General features: G+C 42.1%; 13 protein-coding genes and 4 pseudogenes. 6 read left to right on the top strand and 11 right to left on the bottom strand.

Features of this window, described 5'->3' with window-relative positions:
* Positions 1-79: 79 nt before the first annotated feature.
* The 7 genes from QUB30_RS23565 to QUB30_RS23535 all read right to left on the bottom strand — a co-directional run bounded on the left by QUB30_RS23565 (position 80) and on the right by QUB30_RS23535 (position 2,916).
* Positions 80-529, bottom strand: a complete 450-nt coding sequence (locus tag QUB30_RS23565) for a hypothetical protein (protein WP_333338259.1) — start codon at positions 527-529, stop codon at positions 80-82.
* Positions 530-541: 12 nt separating this feature from the next.
* The gene (locus tag QUB30_RS23560; protein ID WP_333338256.1) at positions 542-805 is read right to left on the bottom strand and encodes a hypothetical protein; all 264 of its coding nucleotides are present in this window, start codon (positions 803-805) and stop codon (positions 542-544) included.
* Between the two features lie 8 nt (positions 806-813).
* Positions 814-1,026 (bottom strand): hypothetical protein, encoded by a 213-nt coding sequence (locus QUB30_RS23555; RefSeq protein WP_333338253.1) that lies wholly within the window; start codon positions 1,024-1,026, stop codon positions 814-816.
* Between the two features lie 141 nt (positions 1,027-1,167).
* Complete coding sequence (locus tag QUB30_RS23550; RefSeq protein ID WP_333338250.1) at positions 1,168-1,692, bottom strand: hypothetical protein; 525 nt, start codon at positions 1,690-1,692, stop codon at positions 1,168-1,170.
* Positions 1,683-2,252 carry a hypothetical protein gene (locus QUB30_RS23545; RefSeq protein ID WP_333338247.1) on the bottom strand — a complete coding sequence of 190 codons (570 nt, stop codon included), beginning with the start codon at positions 2,250-2,252 and terminating at the stop codon, positions 1,683-1,685. Before QUB30_RS23545 ends, QUB30_RS23550 begins: the two co-directional genes overlap by 10 nt.
* Positions 2,236-2,589 (bottom strand): hypothetical protein, encoded by a 354-nt coding sequence (locus tag QUB30_RS23540; protein WP_333338244.1) that lies wholly within the window; start codon positions 2,587-2,589, stop codon positions 2,236-2,238. The genes QUB30_RS23545 and QUB30_RS23540 overlap by 17 nt, the downstream gene beginning before the upstream one ends.
* 66 nt (positions 2,590-2,655) lie before the next feature.
* The gene (locus tag QUB30_RS23535; RefSeq protein WP_333338241.1) at positions 2,656-2,916 is read right to left on the bottom strand and encodes a hypothetical protein; all 261 of its coding nucleotides are present in this window, start codon (positions 2,914-2,916) and stop codon (positions 2,656-2,658) included.
* A 168-nt stretch (positions 2,917-3,084) separates the two neighbouring features.
* Between QUB30_RS23535 and QUB30_RS23530 the strand changes: the two genes are divergently transcribed.
* Positions 3,085-3,297, top strand: a complete 213-nt coding sequence (locus QUB30_RS23530) for a hypothetical protein (protein WP_333038842.1) — start codon at positions 3,085-3,087, stop codon at positions 3,295-3,297.
* Positions 3,298-3,597: 300 nt separating this feature from the next.
* Positions 3,598-4,181, top strand: a pseudogene (locus QUB30_RS23525) (Uma2 family endonuclease).
* 230 nt (positions 4,182-4,411) lie between these two features.
* Here QUB30_RS23525 and QUB30_RS23520 read toward each other — a convergent pair.
* Positions 4,412-9,862, bottom strand: coding sequence for an AAA family ATPase (locus QUB30_RS23520; RefSeq protein ID WP_333338238.1), 5,451 nt, complete (start codon positions 9,860-9,862; stop codon positions 4,412-4,414).
* Between the two features lie 164 nt (positions 9,863-10,026).
* On the bottom strand, positions 10,027-11,013 hold the full coding sequence (locus tag QUB30_RS23515) for an AEC family transporter (RefSeq protein ID WP_333338235.1): 987 nt from the start codon (positions 11,011-11,013) through the stop codon (positions 10,027-10,029).
* A 212-nt stretch (positions 11,014-11,225) separates the two neighbouring features.
* Between QUB30_RS23515 and QUB30_RS23510 the strand changes: the two genes are divergently transcribed.
* The gene (locus QUB30_RS23510; protein WP_333338233.1) at positions 11,226-13,757 is read left to right on the top strand and encodes a VWA domain-containing protein; all 2,532 of its coding nucleotides are present in this window, start codon (positions 11,226-11,228) and stop codon (positions 13,755-13,757) included.
* A 185-nt stretch (positions 13,758-13,942) separates the two neighbouring features.
* Here QUB30_RS23510 and QUB30_RS33950 read toward each other — a convergent pair.
* Positions 13,943-14,122, bottom strand: a pseudogene (locus QUB30_RS33950) (hypothetical protein); the annotation flags it as partial.
* A gap of 15 nt (positions 14,123-14,137) precedes the next feature.
* Positions 14,138-14,491 carry a hypothetical protein gene (locus QUB30_RS23505; protein WP_333338230.1) on the bottom strand — a complete coding sequence of 118 codons (354 nt, stop codon included), beginning with the start codon at positions 14,489-14,491 and terminating at the stop codon, positions 14,138-14,140.
* Between QUB30_RS23505 and QUB30_RS23500 the strand changes: the two are divergent.
* The 3 genes and pseudogenes from QUB30_RS23500 to QUB30_RS23490 all read left to right on the top strand — a co-directional run bounded on the left by QUB30_RS23500 (position 14,477) and on the right by QUB30_RS23490 (position 17,912).
* Positions 14,477-15,304: pseudogene (locus QUB30_RS23500) on the top strand (IS5 family transposase). The gene QUB30_RS23505 and the pseudogene QUB30_RS23500 sit on opposite strands and share 15 nt — an antisense overlap.
* Before the next feature lie 351 nt (positions 15,305-15,655).
* Entirely contained in the window at positions 15,656-16,942 is a 1,287-nt protein-coding gene (locus QUB30_RS23495) for an acyltransferase (protein WP_333338226.1), read from the top strand.
* A gap of 123 nt (positions 16,943-17,065) precedes the next feature.
* Positions 17,066-17,912: pseudogene (locus QUB30_RS23490) on the top strand (IS5 family transposase).
* Positions 17,913-17,995 lie beyond the last annotated feature (83 nt).

Genomic DNA, 17,995 nt, shown 5'->3' with positions numbered 1-17,995 from the left:
AAACCCTGGCACATAATCACTCTTTCTCTTAGGTTTTGGCTGCTTAGGTTGCCGTTGGGGTTTAAGTATTAGACGGGCTTTAGGATTTTTGTTTCGCATCTAACTCTTGTCTCAAAAGGGCGATCGAATGACTTAAAAGAGCGATTCGTTGTTTGTTTAATGCTCTAGTTCGTGTATAAAGAGTCCGTAGTTCTTGGTTAGCATTAAACCGTGTCTCAAAATCACTGGAGGTCAACTCTTCTTCATATTGGGCGATCGTAACTTTATTTTTTGCTTGTTCGGCTTCAATTTCATCAAGCGACATTTCGATCGGTCTTTTGAGTTTTCCCCCTCTCATCAAAAGAACTTGTTGTTCAGCTAATTTTTCATTGCGTTTGGAGAGCTGTAAAAGTTCTTGATGCAACTGCAAAGAAACTCCTGAATCAGTCACCACTGCTATTTGATTTTTCAGCTTAGTTTTGAGCAATTCGTTCGCATCGCGTTCGGTCTGAAGTTCCTCATAAGTCATAGTGCTGACTCTTTTAGCCATGATGATTCGCTCCTAATTTATTGACTCGACTGTTTGACGGTTATTGTGGCTGCCAATACCGACTGACGGGGAAATTTGATAAACCTTGGTGTTAGTAACTGTTTGATTGCCGTGTACGATCGTCGGAGGTGTTTGTTTGAGGGCATCTTGATATCCGGTTTGATAGCAAAGTGCACCGAAACCAACTACCAATGCTGGGATAGCTCTACTCATCCAGGGATAGCCGGGTTCGGTTTTAGTTGTGGATGTTGAATCTGTCGAAAATAGGTCATTCATGGTCATGGTCAATAATCCTTGCTGTGGTTGACGATCGTTGCAACTGTGTTATGTTCGCTATCGGTTGAAAGTCTGACCCAGCCTTCATCAGACATATCTTGAACATCAATTTCTACACGCCATTCTTCGATTAGAGTACAGAAAGCAATTTCGGCTGTACTACCTTTCCCAAACTGATTGAGGAAATCGAGAATGGCTTGTATTTCAGGCGTTATTTCCACCCCTTAAAATTCTTCATATTTTTGTATCTGAATTGAAGGTTTTTAGCTTTCTTCCCTTGCTGAATATTTCGCCAGACATTGACGATATTGAGTAGAAGAATCAGAAAACTGATTAGAATTACGGTGCTCAGCAGTATTAGCTCAATTTGATTGTGATTCCCAACAATCATCTGTGAGATAATTGCCGTCTTCAGATGCGAATGTACATTCATAATTTTGCTGTTCAGTCTCGAACCGATAACAGGTTTCTGGATAGGGGCAATGCCTACCTCCGACGCAGTTAGGAGGTAGTTCTCGTTGTTTTGGTGTACAGAGTTGAAGGTTATCGTCTACTGGTTCCAGAAATCGAGTCCGATCGCCTAATGGAGACAAATCTAGGTCAATTACTCGGCACAGTTCCAAACATTTTTTATCAGCACTATAAACGTAAACTTTTTGGTTTGGATTCCAATCATAAACTTCGTCTGAGGTTATAGGAATCATTGTCTTTTTCTTTGAATCTTTGCCAGAAGAATCGCAATCTGATGAACCTGATGAGAGCAAACTCGCATAAATAACCAAAGCCATAAGTAACTTTTCTCGGTTAGCTGAACGAGCTTGCTCTTCTAGAATTAGCCGATCGCTAAAAGTAGTAGCTAATTCTATGCAAGATTCAATTAACCCCAAGCACCAGTGATCTGTTTCGGCGGGTGGGTTTTTTTTCCTGGCAAGCTACCGTTACGAAGATCGAGGGGAGCATTTTGGACTGAGCCAACTATTTCTCGGAAGTTGGCGCGAGTATTTGTCGATCGAGATCTGAGCTGATCAACTACATTCTCTCCAAGGGAGATGTAGAAGGCATCAACAACCGAAGCAGCAGCAGCAGCACCCACATCAGTCATCGCCAGGGCTGCTTCAGATGTTGCGCCTCGAACTGCAACCACTAGCTGACTGGTTTCTTCCTGCCCGTCTCGGTTTTCAGAGTGGTCAATTTCACTGTCGTTGATATCATCGCAGTGCTCAGCGTATCCGGTGCGCTTGGAAGCAATGTCGAGTAATGCGTCAGTCGGACTCTTCATTTCTTCACGAATCAGACGGTAATATTCCCGTACTTCGTCGATATCGACTCCTTCGACCTGAGCATTTTGCCATTTGCGATGACCCAGCGCTTTGCGGACGGTGGTAATGTCGGACACTTTGCCTAGTCCGAGTTCAAATTTCAGCTCAACTCTAGATAGTGTAGTCATTGATGTTAAGTCCTACGTTTTGTAAGTATTTGCGTGTTTTTTCGATATCTCGATCGCAGGCAACGAAAATTTCTTCGACCTCAACCAGACACCTTTTCTGAAAATCTGAAAATTTACGGGAATGAAGCACTCGATCGCACTCTGGGCATTCTTCTTCTAGCAATGTCAGTCGGCGTTTAAATGTCGCTTCCGACATTGGTACTGGTTTGCGTCTACTTTTACGGCCGACGCTTCCCAGAATTTGCTTTATTTGCGATCGAGTCCAGTAATTTGCTCTTCCTGCTTCGTCTTGATACTGGACTGTGTAAGGCTTTCGACACTTTTTCTCGTATCTCATGAGCTACTTTTAGTACCCTTTCTTTGAGCCCTTCAAGTAGCTCACGATAGAGTAAAAAAAATGAATCTATTGCCTGCCAGCACCACGTTTCGGCGCTTGTTCAGTCTGAGAAGAGTTAGTTTCTGATACTGAGAGATTTTTTTGTCCCAGCGGGTAAGCTTTTTTTGCGTCCCAGTATCCCAAAGCTCGTCTTTCGTCCCAAATTTTCTGGGTTGCTTCTACCGCTGTTCCCCCGAACCCTCTTACCTGGGAATTTGGATTGAATTGGCGCTCTACTACGATCGGATATTCATTCCGATACGCCAATTGCGTCATCTGTAGTAACATAATTCTGTCTCCTGGTGTCGTGTACCGACATTGGTTGAAAGTCCAGAAAAGTGGTATCAACACTTTTCTGGGCGTTTCAACAAACTGTAACATCCAATGGATGTTGCGTCAAGAAAAAACTTGAATATTTAGCTAAGATTTGTTTCGCTCATCGAATATGCTAGATTCATGAGCGAGGAAAACAGTAAAAAAGGAAAAAGTAGGGATACTCGCGATCGGCTCACATTTGATGTGGGTGGGTTACGCGAGCGACTTAGAGCTCAGGCGATCGAACCGGGTCAATCGCTGGCTTCGATCGTTCGCATGGGACTGCTGGAATGGTTAAGGATTCGCGAAGAAAATCAACAAAATCAAGAATCTAAATCTAAAAAAAGCGATTAAATTGATATATCAGTTATTTAAAATGCTTAAATCCTATATCCCGTATATGTTTGAGCGATGCCAATTCAACCTTGACATCGTAGGGGTCACTGGTTCGAGTCCAGTTGTGTCCATGAATTTCCATCATTTATAAATTAAGGGTTTTAGGTTTGCCGTCCTACCGAGAGTTTGGTCTTTCGCTAGACACTTAACCTATTAGTTAGATAATGAACTTAAAAATCTGACGCACCCTACTGAATGAGAATTAAATGATATTAGAGCATTGGAGACTTTACCAGGACTCAAGCAATATCCCAGTTAATGAGTTTTGATGAATTTCTGGAAGGAAAACCCGAAAACAGACGCTATGAATTACATAACGGAGTTATTGTTGAAAGGCCAAATCCAACTGGTAAACATTCAGCGAGCGCGGGTTTTCAAGCGATAGAATTAGGTTGAGAAATCAGGCGCTTACAACTTCCTTACTTTATTCCCAAGGAATGTACAATTAAATTTAACGATAACTATGGCTACGATCCCGATGTGATTATATTAGATAAACAAGCCGTAGAAGCCAATGAGTCTCGATGGGAAAGAGAATCAGTTATTACTCAGGGAAATTCGGTTAAATTAGTTATTGAAATAGTCAGCACAAATTGGCGCGATGATTATGCACACAAAATGATTGATTAGGAAGCATTAGGCATTGCTGATATTGGATTGTAGATTATTTTGGTTTAGGGGGAAGCCGTTATATTGGTTATCCGAAACAGCCTACTTTGTCGGTTTATCAGTTAGTAGATGGTGAGTATCAAATTAAGCTGTTTCGGGGAAATGAAAGGATTGAATCAGGGGTGTTCCCAGAGTTAAATTTGACCGCTAAGCAAGTTTTTAACGGTGGATAAGTGCTCAGGCGATCGCTCTTAGTGACGGAGTTGTGCTAGATTTAGCGCTCGTGCAGGTGTATAGCCACTGGTGGGTTTTAAAGGGCGATCGCTCCATCGGGTAGAGTTTGATATGGGAAGGGCGATCGTATCCCTAGATAAACCTCTCGGTTTTTTCGGTTTCAGGAGTTTCCGACTCGTGAAAGGCGAAAATTATCACGGTGTGATAGTTGAAGGGCGGAATGTGGGTTCTATCTTTTTTCGGTAATAGGTAACACTATCTCAAATTCACTCCCTCCCCCCAAGGTAGAATTCGCATTAATTGTTCCGCCGTGGGTTTCGACTACAATCTGGCGGGCGATCGCCAATCCTAATCCTGTACCTTTTCCTACTGCCTTTGTTGTGAACAGATGGTCAAAAATCCGCTGTTTTACTGCTTCTGTCATACCCGCACCGTTATCGGCAATCTGAATTTTGATGTGTCGATTGCCCGACTGACTGGTACGAACTGTGATACAGTGTGGATTTGCTTTAATGGCATCCAAACTGCGTCCTTGGTTTGATTCTTCTAGGGCATCGATCGCGTTAGCAAGCAGGTTCATAAAGACTTGGTTCAGTTGACCGGGAAAGCATTCGATTGGCGGGAGATTGCCGTAGTCTGTGACGACTTCGATCGCGGGATGGTGTTCGTTGGCTTTCAGCCGATGTTTCAAAATTAGGATGGTGCTGTCAATGCCCTCATGGATATTAAACGGAACTTTGTAGTCTTTATCGGCCCTGGAGAAGGTGCGGAGGCTGGTGCTAATGCCGCGAATGCGATCGCATCCCACTTTCATCGACAAAAGCATCTTTGGCAAATCTTCTAACGCATACTCTAAATCAATATCCTCCGCATCTTCTTCGATTTCCTCGCCTGGATTTGGCAGTTTTTCTTGATATAATTTTAAGTGACCAATCACATCTTTGATCGTGGTCGTTGCTTCCTCAATATTGCCGCTAATAAAGCCGACAGGATTATTAATTTCGTGGGCAACTCCCGCTACTAAATTGCCCAAGGCGGACATTTTTTCGCTTTGCACGATCTGTAACTGTGCTTGTTGCAAATCAAGGAGCGATCGCTCTAATTCTTGTGCATAAGCTTGAGATTGTTGGTACAAGCGGGCATTTTCTAGAGAGATAGCCGCTTGGGCGCACAAAAGTTGGATGACTTCAGTGCGATCGTCAGTAAATGCACCAATTGTCAAGTTATTTTCTAGATATAGCAAGCCGATTAATTTACCCTGATTTAAAATTGGCGCGCACAGCACACTTTTGGGCTTTTCCTGCATCAAATACGGATCGGCAATAAAATCGCTTTGTACTGCTGCATTATCCAAAACTACAGTTTTCCAAGTCCGCTTAACATAGTTGACCACAGCAGCAGGAACCTCGTCGCTGGCTGACAGCGGTACATATATTGAGATGACATCTTGATTGAAGGAGGCTACAGCTTCGATCGCGAGATTCCCATCCTTAAGCAACAGGAGAACTGCTTTTTTTGCCCCGGCATTTTCCATCACCACACACATCAGTGCAGCCAGTAATTTTTCTAATTGAATTTCACTCGATAGTGTTTGGGAGGCTTTGAGAATAGTCGCGAAATCGAGGGCTTCGTAAATACTGCTACTGCTAGATAGAGTTGTGTGCCAGGTTTGATGTAAAACTGACGATTTATTGCTTGTTTGGAGGCGACTTTCGCTGATTCCAAAACGATTTTCTCTTGCCTGCAATATGGGAGCAAGAAGTTGGGGATAGCGTTTTTCTAAGTCATCGATTTTGGCTTTCGCACCCCAGCGAGCATAACAGTAGTAGGCTTCTTGCATATAAGCTTGCGCCACTTTTTCTTTGCCCCAGTCGAGGTAGAATTTAGCTGCTAGTTCGTTAGCGAGAGCTTCTTCTTGGATGTATTCGTTTTCTTTCGCTCCAGAAATGGCGCGATCGTACATTTCAATAGCTTCTGCCCTCTGTCTGGCAACTCGGTATTTCTCTGCTTCTACCAACTGCCACTTATGCAAATAATTCATGGGGGCGTGTTCTGCCCAATGCTGCAACTTCCTTTGATTTTCCTGAACTCGTTGCCGCTGCGTTTCTAACTGAGTCTCGGACTCAGGAGTGGCAAGGGCTATGAGTGAGTCATAGAAATATAAAACAGCTTCGGAAGTAAGTCCTAGGCCTCCCGCTATATACTGTCTTGCTCGATCGACATCTGCCCAGGCCCCAGCAATGTCTTCCAGCAGGAATCTCAACGTCGTCCTGTACAGATAGAAGGTGTAGAGTCGGTACAAATCGTTAGAGGCAAGCGACTGAGAAACCAGCTTCTCCTCATAGCGTTCCTCTTCAAAGGAAATCTCAAACTTGTTTGGATTACCCAATAAAAACAGCGTTGTTTCCCAATAAATCGAACAATAATTTGCCGTCGTTAGTTGGTTGAGGTCGAGTAATTGCTGACGGTATGCCCGAATTTGGGGCTCAAGTTCTGCCAAAGGTTGACCGCACCAGTAGGAATTTAGACCAAATCCATGGCCATTATGCCCGACAAACTCTAGATTGCCTGTTTCTAATCCGGCTTGATAGCCTGCCTGAAAAATGGGGAGGGTCTCCCGCAAATGCGATTTGCGATGGTACAACATGGCTCCGATCACAACACAAGTTGCAGAGCGAATATTTTTGGCATCCGCCCCACTGGCAAGACGATAAGCTAATCGGCCAAATTGATCGCCTACCGTCACATCTTGTAGAAAGTTGTTGAGAATCCCCCCATAAAAACTATAGCTATAAGCTGAAGTACGACTGTTGCCATATTGGATAGATAAATTTACCTGTAAGGCAGTCACCAGTGGAAACAAAGACGAACCAACCAGATAACAAGCTGACACCATACTTGCCGCCACTTGCATCGCAGCCAGCTTTTGGGGGTTTACCATCGCTGGCAGATCGAATAACTCTTCAATCGGTCGATCGCCGATCGAGGTATTAATTTCCTGCACTGCTTGCTGAATATCTTCTGATGTAGGGCTATCGGGCCATTCAACTCCTAATTCTTTGAGAATCAACAAACCGATAGCAATTGCTTCTAAAAACTTGTTCTGGGACGATAATGCTTGAATTTTGACGGTGTAAACGTTCACTCGCTCTAGGGGAGTTCTGGTATGATGAATCACAGTGTCAATCCACCGATCCATCTGGTCAAATTCGCCACAGAGTGAAGCCACTTCTACTGCTATGTCGTGCAAGTTCAAGGTCATCTCGTACTGTCGTTGCCAAGCGCTCTCTCCCAGCAAATTTAGCCCGATCGCAGCATACTCGCGAGCAGCTTGATAAGCAGTAGCGCCTCTGGCTTTGCGGCAAGCCGTGAGGTTGAGTTGGGCCAGATCGGATCGTTCTGTTTGGTCTTCAATCAGCGCAATACCATAATTCAACTGATTGACAACTGAAAAAATTTGCTCTTCTATAGCTGCGGGTGAAATTTGCTGGATCAGCAATTGTCCAATCTGATAGTGAACACGCGATCGCTCTTGTTCGGGAATTAAAGAATAGGCGGCTTGCTGAACGCGATCGTGCAAAAACTTGTAATTCACCACCTCCGAATTTTCGGCTTCCTCCCGTCTTTCTCGCCCCATATAAAACTTGTAGACTTCACTTTCAGGCAGGATTAACCCCTCTTGCAAAGCCTTCCACAAATCCGCCGCCGTTTCCGTTTCCAATTGCTGGGAGACAACTGCCAAAGTCCCCAAATCAAACTGATTCCCAACACAAGCAGCCAACTTCAACACATTCTGAGTCCCTGGCGGCAATTTTTGCAACTGCAACGCCATAAACTCGACCACATCATCCGTCAGCGCTGCCTCCCGAACTCGCACAATATCGCATTGCCAATAACCAGCAACCCGGTCAAACTCAATCAGCCCATCCTGATGCAGTGCTTTGAGAAACTGCGTTGCAAAAAAGGGATTTCCTTGGGTTTTTTGTGCCGCCAAATCAGCCAAAGGTTTTGCCCAAGATGGATCGCAATTGAGCGTATCAGCAACCAAATGATTTAGACTTTCTGAACTCAACGGTTCCAGCGTCAGAGTATTCACCGTCGCCCCAGCTTTGACCGCTGCATCCAGTGTCAGCATCAACGGATGTGCTGCAAATACTTCATTATCTCGGTAGGCACCAATTACTAATAAATAGCCGGTTGCTGACTCGGCAACCAGCAGTTGCATTAACCGCAGCGAGGCGGAATCAGCCCACTGCAAGTCATCCAAAAACATCACCAGGGGATGTTCTGGTTTGGTGAACACGCGAATAAAATTTTGAAACAGCAAATCAAACCGATTTTGGGCGGCCGTTCCTGATAATTCGAGTGCGGGCGGTTGTGGCCCAATAATTCTTTCAAGTTCGGGAATTACTTCAATAATGACTTGTCCGTTATCGCCAAGTGCTTGCAATATTTGAGTTTGCCAATTTTTCAACTCCTGGTCGCTTGCGCTCAACAATTGTCCCATTAAATCTCGAAATGCTTGGACAAAAGCTGAGAAAGGAATGTTGCGGTTAAATTGGTCGAATTTGCCTTTGATGAAATAGCCGCGCTGGCGAGCAATTGGTTTGTGAACTTCATTGACAATTGCAGTTTTCCCAATCCCAGAAAAACCCGCGACTAACATTAACTCACAGCCTCCACCCTTTTCTGATGGCTGCTGGGAAAAACCTGCTACTCGATCGAATGCTGCGAGTAATTCGGCAACTTCGGTTTCGCGACCGTAGAGTTTTTCGGGTATGAGGAAGCGATCGCCCGCATCCCTCTGCGCGATCGTAAAACTCTCTATCCTACCGTTTTCTTCAAGTTGCTGCAAACAAAATTCTAAATCGAATTTCAGTCCCAACGCACTCTGATAGCGGTCTTCGGCATTCTTTGCCATTAATTTGCTGACAATCTCCGAGAGTACCGGCGGGATTTCGGGATTGATTTCATGCAGTGATGGCGGTTGCTTGGCAATATGACAGTGTACCAATTCCATCGCATCGTTGGATTGAAACGGCAATTGTCCCGCCAGCAATGCGTAAAAAGTCACCCCCAAAGAGTAAAAGTCTGTCCGGTAGTCAATCCCCCGATTCATCCTTCCCGTTTGTTCGGGAGACAAATAGCCGAGTGTCCCTTCCAGCACGTTAGGATTCATCAGGCTTTGAGTTTCCCTGGGCAGCAAGGATGCAATACTAAAGTCAATGAGTTTGACGTGTTTTGTATGCGGATTAATTAAAATATTGGCTGGTTTAATGTCTTTGTGAATTATCCGGTGGCGATAGAGTATATCTAATATATTGCTCAGGTCGATCGCCATTTGCAAAAACTCGCTCAGAGTCGGTGCAGTTTCCCCTTGTTCCATCCATTCATTCAGAGGAATTCCCCCAAAGTCTTCCATTACCAGCGCATAGCTGTTGTGGTAGGTTTCCAAGCTGTAGGTTTCGATGATTCCGGGCAAGTTGAGGTTTTTGGCGATCGTGTACTGATTGCGAAATTGCACCAGTTCGTTGAAGCTGGGATACTCGTTCCGCAAGACTTTGATGGCGACTGGCTTTTTGTCGTCAATACGGAAAGCTCGATAAACTAGGGTGCGAGTTCCTGAGTAAATGCGATCGAGAATTTGATAACCTGTCAATGAAAAATTTATAGTTGCCATAGTTTTATTCTTCCCGTCATCCACGGGTTATTTCCACTTTAACAGAAGCCAATACAGTTTCGCCGTCCAGTAATTGTTAAATTAATATGAAATCGATCGCTCAATATTTGTGATAGGGTTCACTGAAATAAAGCACTTTTTAAACTGAGTCAGTCCTAGGTTTATTAAAAATTAAATATCCTCATCCATAGGGGAATAGTGAATAATAAACTAACGCAGCCGAGGCCGATCGCAGTTACGGCTAATTCGCGATCGAGATTGAAAGCTTCTGCCAGCAATGTAGTACCAAAAGCAGGAGGCATTGCCATTTGCAACACTAGCAAAAGTCGCGGCGCGCCCCCGACCCCAAAAAACGTTAATCCCGCGCCAATTACCAAGGGAATAAACAGCATTTTAATCGCCAGACAAGCCAAAACTTGTTTGATGTTGTGCAAGGAATTCAACTTGCTCAACTGCATCCCGATCGTAATTAAAGCTAAAGTAATTACAGTCCAAGCGCCTGTTGTTAACAACTCTGCGATTTGTGCCGACAGCGGCAAGCTGCGCGAGACAAACCCTAGACCAAAAGCCCACAGTGCCGGATTCTGAAAAATTGCCCGCAGGGGACTTAACCAACTCTGACGCCGATCGCTTTTACCGCAGTGAGAAGCAATAGCAACTCCCAGTATATTGATTCCCATAGTAGTGCCTAGCAAGTCGTAAAACAACGCCCAGGCAAAGTGTTCCGCGCCTAATAAGGACAAGGTGACGGGAATGCCTAAAAAACCCGTATTACCCACCATCGTTGCCAATAAGAAGCTGCCTTGAGTGGGCAAACTCCAAGCGGTGGTGTGTTCCGGGCTATTTTGGGCGATCGGATTAAGAGTCTTGAAACGTTCCTCGCCGACACCGAAATTTATCAAAATCCAAGCGAGTCCTCCACCTGCTAGAATTGCCGCCCAAGCTATCAGCGGCGCCATCCAAATAGCGCCCGACAAATTGGCGCGGCGGATAAAAGCAACAATGCTCAATGGCGTGCCAAAGAAGAAAAGAAACTTGGCTAAATATGTAGAATAGCTTCTTGGTAGCAGGCGGCCGAGAATGAATCCGAACGCCACCCACCCGATCAGGTTTAGATAAAGTTTGAGCAGCGGATTTTCTAAATAAAGCATGATTGACTAAATATTTACTAAATACTTACGCATATCCACTACTTTTGCCAAAAAAGCCCACATTTACCCTACCGCCGCAGTTTTCCCTGGCACCGCAGCGCTAAATATTAATGCTTATTCCGCCTCGCAGATAATTTTCCATACAGGCCTTGACATCCACAGAAGCGCGTGTAATGATGAGGTTGAGGAATAAATCAACATAGGTTAAAACTATGGCACGGCAAGCAAAACAATCGTCTCAAGTCAAAAGTTCCAGCAGCCAAGCAGCCTCCAATACTCGCACCAAATTTACCCTCTACAATTTTGCCGGAAACGCAAAGGCATTCTATCTAGTCGATCGCATTAATTTAGAAAGAAAGCCCGGCGATATCCCAGAAAAATCCGTCGCTCACAGCATCATCATCATCGACCGTTCCGGCTCAATGTATTATGACTTAAAACCGCTGAAAGAAACCCTAATCAAGCTTTTGACCTTAGACGAGTACAACAATTACCAGCTAATTGTCAGCCTGATTTCCTATGCTGACAAGGGGGACGTAATTTGTCATTTCCAGCGAATTCCCATTCAAGAAGTGCTGAAGCTTGACTCTCCATACATCAAAGAAATTCAAAAAATCCACACGGCTGGCTGTACCTGCATATCGCAGTCGATGCAACTCGCTAAATCTCTGGTTAAAGCGGGAGAAATGACAGCGATCAATTTGCACACAGACGGCTATGCAAATGACCCCAGTGCCAATTCGGAAGCTGCAAAACTCGGGGAAATTTGCGAAGAACTCAAAGACATGGATGTGTTTGCCAACACGATATCCTATGCCTGTGCTGACTTCAAACTTCTCTCCAAAATCGCCAACACATTATCGGGAAATTGCATCCGCGCTGGCGAAGTCAAAACGGTTTACAATGCTCTTTACGACAGCACAAAACTGTTAGGCAGTTCCGTTGCGCCTGCGCTGGAAGAACCGTTAATTAAGGAATACGATTATCAAGTTTTTGTTTCCAAAAGCGGTAAGAAAATCAACGGTTCATCGAATACGCTGAAAATCTGCGGGCTGAAAGCAGAGGATCGGGGACTTTTTTACAAATATCAGAAAGTAGCCAAAGATGAGTATGACAAACTAGATGTTCCCGTTGCTCAAACTGATGAGTCGGTGTTTGCTTTTGCGAAAGCTAACCTCGCTGACGGCAATTTAAATACGGCTAAGTATGCGCTGGCGAGCACCTTCGATGCTACTTTGACCCAAAAACACGCTAAAGCTTTGACAAATGCCCAAATAGCCGAGTTTGCGGAAGATTTGGAACAGGCTGTTTTTGCGCCTGAGGTGTTGAAAAATCATGAAATTGGCGATCGGGTAAAAGTCAGCGAGAAAATTTCCCTGCTGGAGTTAATCAAGATATTGGAGGAAAACAGCAACAGCATCATCATCAACTTGAAACACTTGCAAAAAAATTATCAGCGAAAAGGTTTGAAGCGAATTGAGGGAAAGCGAGACGAAAACGGCAACCTTGTCAAGCCTTGGCTGAAAACTGAATTCTTAGATGGTGGCGAATACGTGCAAATGGGTTCATTTGCCATCAATCAAAATACCGCTACCATCAATATGCTGATTACCCGAAAAGCTAAGCTGGTAAAAGTTGAGGATGAAACTTTAATCGCAGAAGTGGCGGGGATTCTAGTTACAGACCTCAATACTTTCAACAATTATACCATTGTCAGCGACGGCGAAGTTAATATTAAGTCGCTGCGAACCAAAATCAGCAGCAAACCAGTGTTTGATTTGCTCAAAAAATGCGGTGTCCTTGAAAAAGACGGTTCGCCCGTGCAAGAATTTGACTTCCGTTCAGAGTACGATATTAAGTTAGAGACTTTGCCGCTAGTGCCTTTTGACGGGCGTTACGGCAGCCTTGACGGAGTGTTTGAGGAACTCGCAGAAATCAAAATTCTCTCTAGCATTCTCTCGGCTCATTTGAAAGAGGAATCCGAGGCTTACACAGCGGAACAATTGGAAGAATTGAAACAGCATTATCTGTCAAAAAGCCTTTACATCAACTTTCCGACGACGACAGAATACACGGAATTAAAAAGTGCGATCGCCAACGGTTCAGTAGATTCGCGAGTCAGCTACAAAATCGACATCGGCAGCAAAAACATCCTCAACTTCGGCAAATTGCACTCTGCCAACAAATTTCTCGATCGCCTTTATGAAGTTTACCACAAAAACACGGGCGAAAAGCTAGCAAAACCGACATTTGACATCACCTTAGATGAGCCTGTTGTCTTCGCACACAAAACGCTGTCATCCCGAACAAAAATTACCAAAGTTGACGACTTGATGAAACTAATTTTCGATGAGTTTTTGGGGTTGGAGGATAACGGAATTGTTAGCGCTACTTTAGCCAAAGTGGGTGCAGATAGTTTGCTGCGCCTTTTGCAAGCGAAATGGCAGGGAGAAGATGTCAAGCGAGACGAATTTGTCGTTGCTTTAGCTAATGCGAATGAGCGACTGGAAGCTTATGCTGAAAAAGTGTACAGGGAAAAAGTTTCACCGCTGGTTTTCTATATCGGTTCTACCGGACTTATCCCGGATGAAATGGAGGCAAAAGCGGCGACTGCTGAGGAAATTAATTCTAAATACGGCAACTTGCAATTTTCTAAAGATGAGCAAGAGGGGATGTTTTTTGAAGTGGGAGACTGCATTATTAGCGTGTATGCTAAGAATGAGTATTTCACGGTAGGGAAGTAGGAATTAGGGTGGGCATTATTTGCCCACCTTGCTCCAATATGGTTGATTGAAATTAACCGCAAAGGCGCAGCGGTGGCGACTAGGAAATAGGTAGATGGGACAAGTGTTAGGTTGCCAAGACGAAAGGAGCGATCGCAAATCTTCTATGATGGGAGTAGAACAAGAGTTTGAGTGTGTGCAATTGCTTAGCTTTTAGCTTTATGCCAAGTCATCACTAGATACTTACGATCGTGTTCAACCCCATAACCAGTAGATAAAAACTCGTGTTTATTATAGAAATCAACCGCTATTTTATTCTCCTCATAGACTGCTAAACTAATTGGAGATTTGCAGTTTTGTTTAACCTGCTTCATCAATTTAGTTCCGCAGCCTTTGCGTTTCTAATCTTTCAAAATATATAAACAATTTAATTTTGTCTTATCCTTATACTCACGAGCAAAGGCAAATCCAATTACTACATCACCATCCACTATAACCCATGCTTTAATAGACCATTTCTTAATCTTATTATCTTGACCTTTATCTTCACCTTTGCCATTCAATAAATTCTTTTCTAGAGCATCTAGTACTTCCTGTAAAGCATCATTAGGCACCAAGCCTAGTGATTTTTCTTCTGTTTTAAATATTTCTAAAACTTCAGTAAGATGAATTGATTTATTAGACCTCTTGCGAAAGTGCGATCGCTTTGGTAAAATAAAAGAAAAAATTAGCTTAATAATATGAATTACGAACAATTACAAAACTTAACCCCCAAAGGCTTTAAACGCTACTGTGGAGTACATCAAGAGACATTCAAAGAGATGGTAAAAATAGTCAAAGCGGAAAAAATATTTCAAAAAAAATTAGGAAGACCAAGTAAATTGTGCGTAGAAGACCAAATATTAATGACATTATCCTATTTGCGAGAATATCCTATTTTCATCTGGGAATTAAATTGGGTATTAATGAATCAAATGCTTATAGAATTGTAATTAGAACTGAAAAAGTTTTAATCAAATCAGGTTTATTTAATTTACCTGGTAAAAAAATCTTTGTCTAAGTCAAAATGAGATAGAAACTGTAGCGGTAGATGTGTCAGAGCATGAAATAGAGCGTCCCCAAAAAAAGCAAAAGAAATATTATAGTGGCAAGCAAAAATCTCATACAATAAAATCGCAAGTTTTAGCCAACAAAAAAATGGAGAAATAATATGTACAGCTTTTAGTAAAGGGAAAACGCATGATTTTAGTTTGTTTAAAAAAAGCAAAGTTCGGATGATAAAGAACTTGAATTTTTAGGTGATAAAGGTTATCAATGAATTAAAAAGATTCATACTAATAGTAGAACACCGCTCAAAAAAATCAAAAACCAAAAACTGAGTCCAGCCGAAAAACTTTTCAATCGGCAACTAGCAAAAGACAGAATTATTATTGAAAACATACATCGAACTTTAAATATATTTAGAATACTTTCCTCAAGGTCTCGGAATCGAAGAAAACGCTTCGGATTAAGATTTAATGTCGATCGCTGGTATTTATAATTATGAACTTTCTTGGAAGACAAACTAGCGATCTCCTAAGACTTTCGCAAGAGGTCTATTGTCCTGGTTGGAAGGTAGCGATCGCCCGTGTTTGGTTGACAACGTGCCAGCAGTTGTGCTAAATTTGGCAGGAGGCGAAGTTGGAACGAATTATAGATAGGGTTTGAGTAGCAATGGATACTGTGGGTGAAAGTATTACAAACAGACAAACAAAAGTGTTACAACTAAAAGCCTCAACTACAGATTGAAGGTTTGAGCCTTTTGTAATACGTGAAAATACAAATATGTATTACAGTCGCCAACAGTATCAGCGGCTACACAGGGTGGTTAATTTAATAATGATTCGATTCACTACTATTAGAGTTAATTAAGGAAGTTGATGCAACCGCCTAGTAATTTGCCCACTCCTAAGAAAATTATTTATCTAGACTATTTGCGCCTATTCGCTTGTTTAGGAGTTTTTGCCTGCCACTTGTGGGTAGGAGGAATTTTACCTAATGCAAGCAATGTTACTAAAAACCTGAGCAATCTAGCTGAGGAATGTCTAGGCATTAAAGGTGACTCTTTGTATCGATGTGGTTTTGACAGCCTTTTTCTGTTTCCTAGTAATAGCGGGGATCACCTCTTATTTAACTTTTTTAACTTTGTATTTGGACTAGGTTATCAAGCAGTTCATCTTTTTTTCATTCTAAGCGGTTTCGGATTAACCCTCTCCGCGCTTCTTGTGGAAAAGAAGACTGATCGCATCCGTTGGTTTGGTTTTATTAAGAAAAGATTCATCAGGTTATATCCATCATATTGGCTCATTTTAGCAATTTATCTTCTCCTAAACTTCTTTCAGTATTCCAGCTTTCTAGGATTACTTAAAACCTATGTAAAAGGTGCCATATTTCTTGATGTTATTCCTGCAACCTGGTACATCCCTATTCTTTTGCAACTTTACTTACTCTTTCCATTCCTCTTCTATTTTCTTAAAAAGCTATCTATAAAAAACTTTTTACTTCTTAGCCTACTGGTTAAAACAGTGAGCAGCGCAATTATTATCACTACATCGTTACTGGCGTTTGATAAAATTTTAGGGTTTGGCTATGGAGGACTTGCCCCTGGAGGAATTGCTTTAACTAGATTGTTTGAGTTTTGTTTTGGAATGGCGATCGCAAAACACTGGTTTACTCATGAACGTTCTGTTGATGCGTTTACCGTATTTCAAAAACCTAAGGCAATCATCTTGGGAATTTTCCTAGAATGTTTAGGCATTTTTCTTTCTTTGAAGTACACTGCAATACGCTTTATAGATCATGATATCCCTGTCGGTCTCTTTATCTCTGATGCCTTTATAGGCATTGGAATTTTTATTATTTCTCTAAACCTCGTATTTCTAGTTGATGGTTTGTTAAAGAGCAAGAGTAAGGCGTGGCTTGATTTAATCAGTAATGGAACTTACGAAGCATACCTAGTCCACAGCATAGTATTAAGCTATTTCCTAACTTTATTGATTAAGCCTTCACTGCAATTTTTAAGCTCCACCGCCAGCTATCTCATAGTCTGCCTTTTATATTTGATAATTCTTCTAATCTTTTCCTCCCTAACTTTGTCTCTAGGTTGTTGGCTATTTAACCTCAAATCATATCTACTTCAAAAGTGGTTTTTGCTATTTAATTCCTAGTTGTTGTAGACCGCAATCATAATCGTTTGGAACCACAGTCAAGTTTTTTTGAGACCACATTAGACCTCTTGCGAAAGTGCTCGCGTTCTAGGTAAAATAAAAGAAATAATTAGCTCCCATAAGATGAATTACGAACAAGTACAAAAGTTAAACCCCGCCGACTTTAAACGGTACTGTGGACTACATCAAGAGACATTCAAAGAGATGGTAAAAATAGTCAAAGCAGAAAAACTTTTTCAAAAAAAATCAGTCAGACCAAGTAAATTGTGCGTAGAAGACCAAATCTTAATGACATTATCCTATTTGCGGGAATATCCTACTTTTTTTCATCTGGGAATTAAATGGGGTATTAATGAATCAAATGCTTATCGAATTGTAATTAGAACTGAGAAAGCTTTAATAAATTCAGGTTTATTTAAATTACCTGGCAAAAAAAATCTTTATCAAAGTCAAAATGAGATAGAAACTGTAGCGGTGGATGTGTCAGAGCATGAAATAGAGCGTCCCAAAAAAAAGCAAAAGAAATATTATAGTGGCAAGCAAAAATATCATACAATAAAATCGCAAGTTTTAGCCACCACAAAAAGTACCGAAATAATATGTACAGCTTTTAGTAACGGAAAAACGCATGATTTTAGTTTGTTTAAAAAAAGCAAGATGGGGATGAATAAAGAACTTGAACTTTGAGGTGATAAAGGTTATCAAGGAATCAAAAAGATTCATAATAATAGTAGAACCCCTATCAAAAAAACCAAGAAGAAAGAACTGACTCAAGCAGAAAAAGTTTTAAATCGCCAACTGGCAAAAGAAAGAATTATTATTGAAAATATACATCGAAGTTTAAATATATTTAGAATACTTTCATCCAGATATCGGAATCGAAGAAGGCGCTTCGGATTAAGATTTAATGTCGATCGCTGGTATTTATAATTATGAACTTTCTTTAAAGACTAAATTAGATATCGCCTGAGACTTTCGCAAGAGGTCTATTATACTTTCTGATTTGTCCAACCATAGTTGATTTGTTCCCCAAATACAGTGAGCGCAATAAAT

Source organism: Microcoleus sp. BROC3 (genome assembly GCF_036702515.1).
In the GTDB taxonomy this organism is placed as follows: domain Bacteria; phylum Cyanobacteriota; class Cyanobacteriia; order Cyanobacteriales; family Microcoleaceae; genus Microcoleus.
Note: the sequence above shows the minus strand (reverse complement) of the source record. Positions and strands in the feature narration are given on the sequence as shown.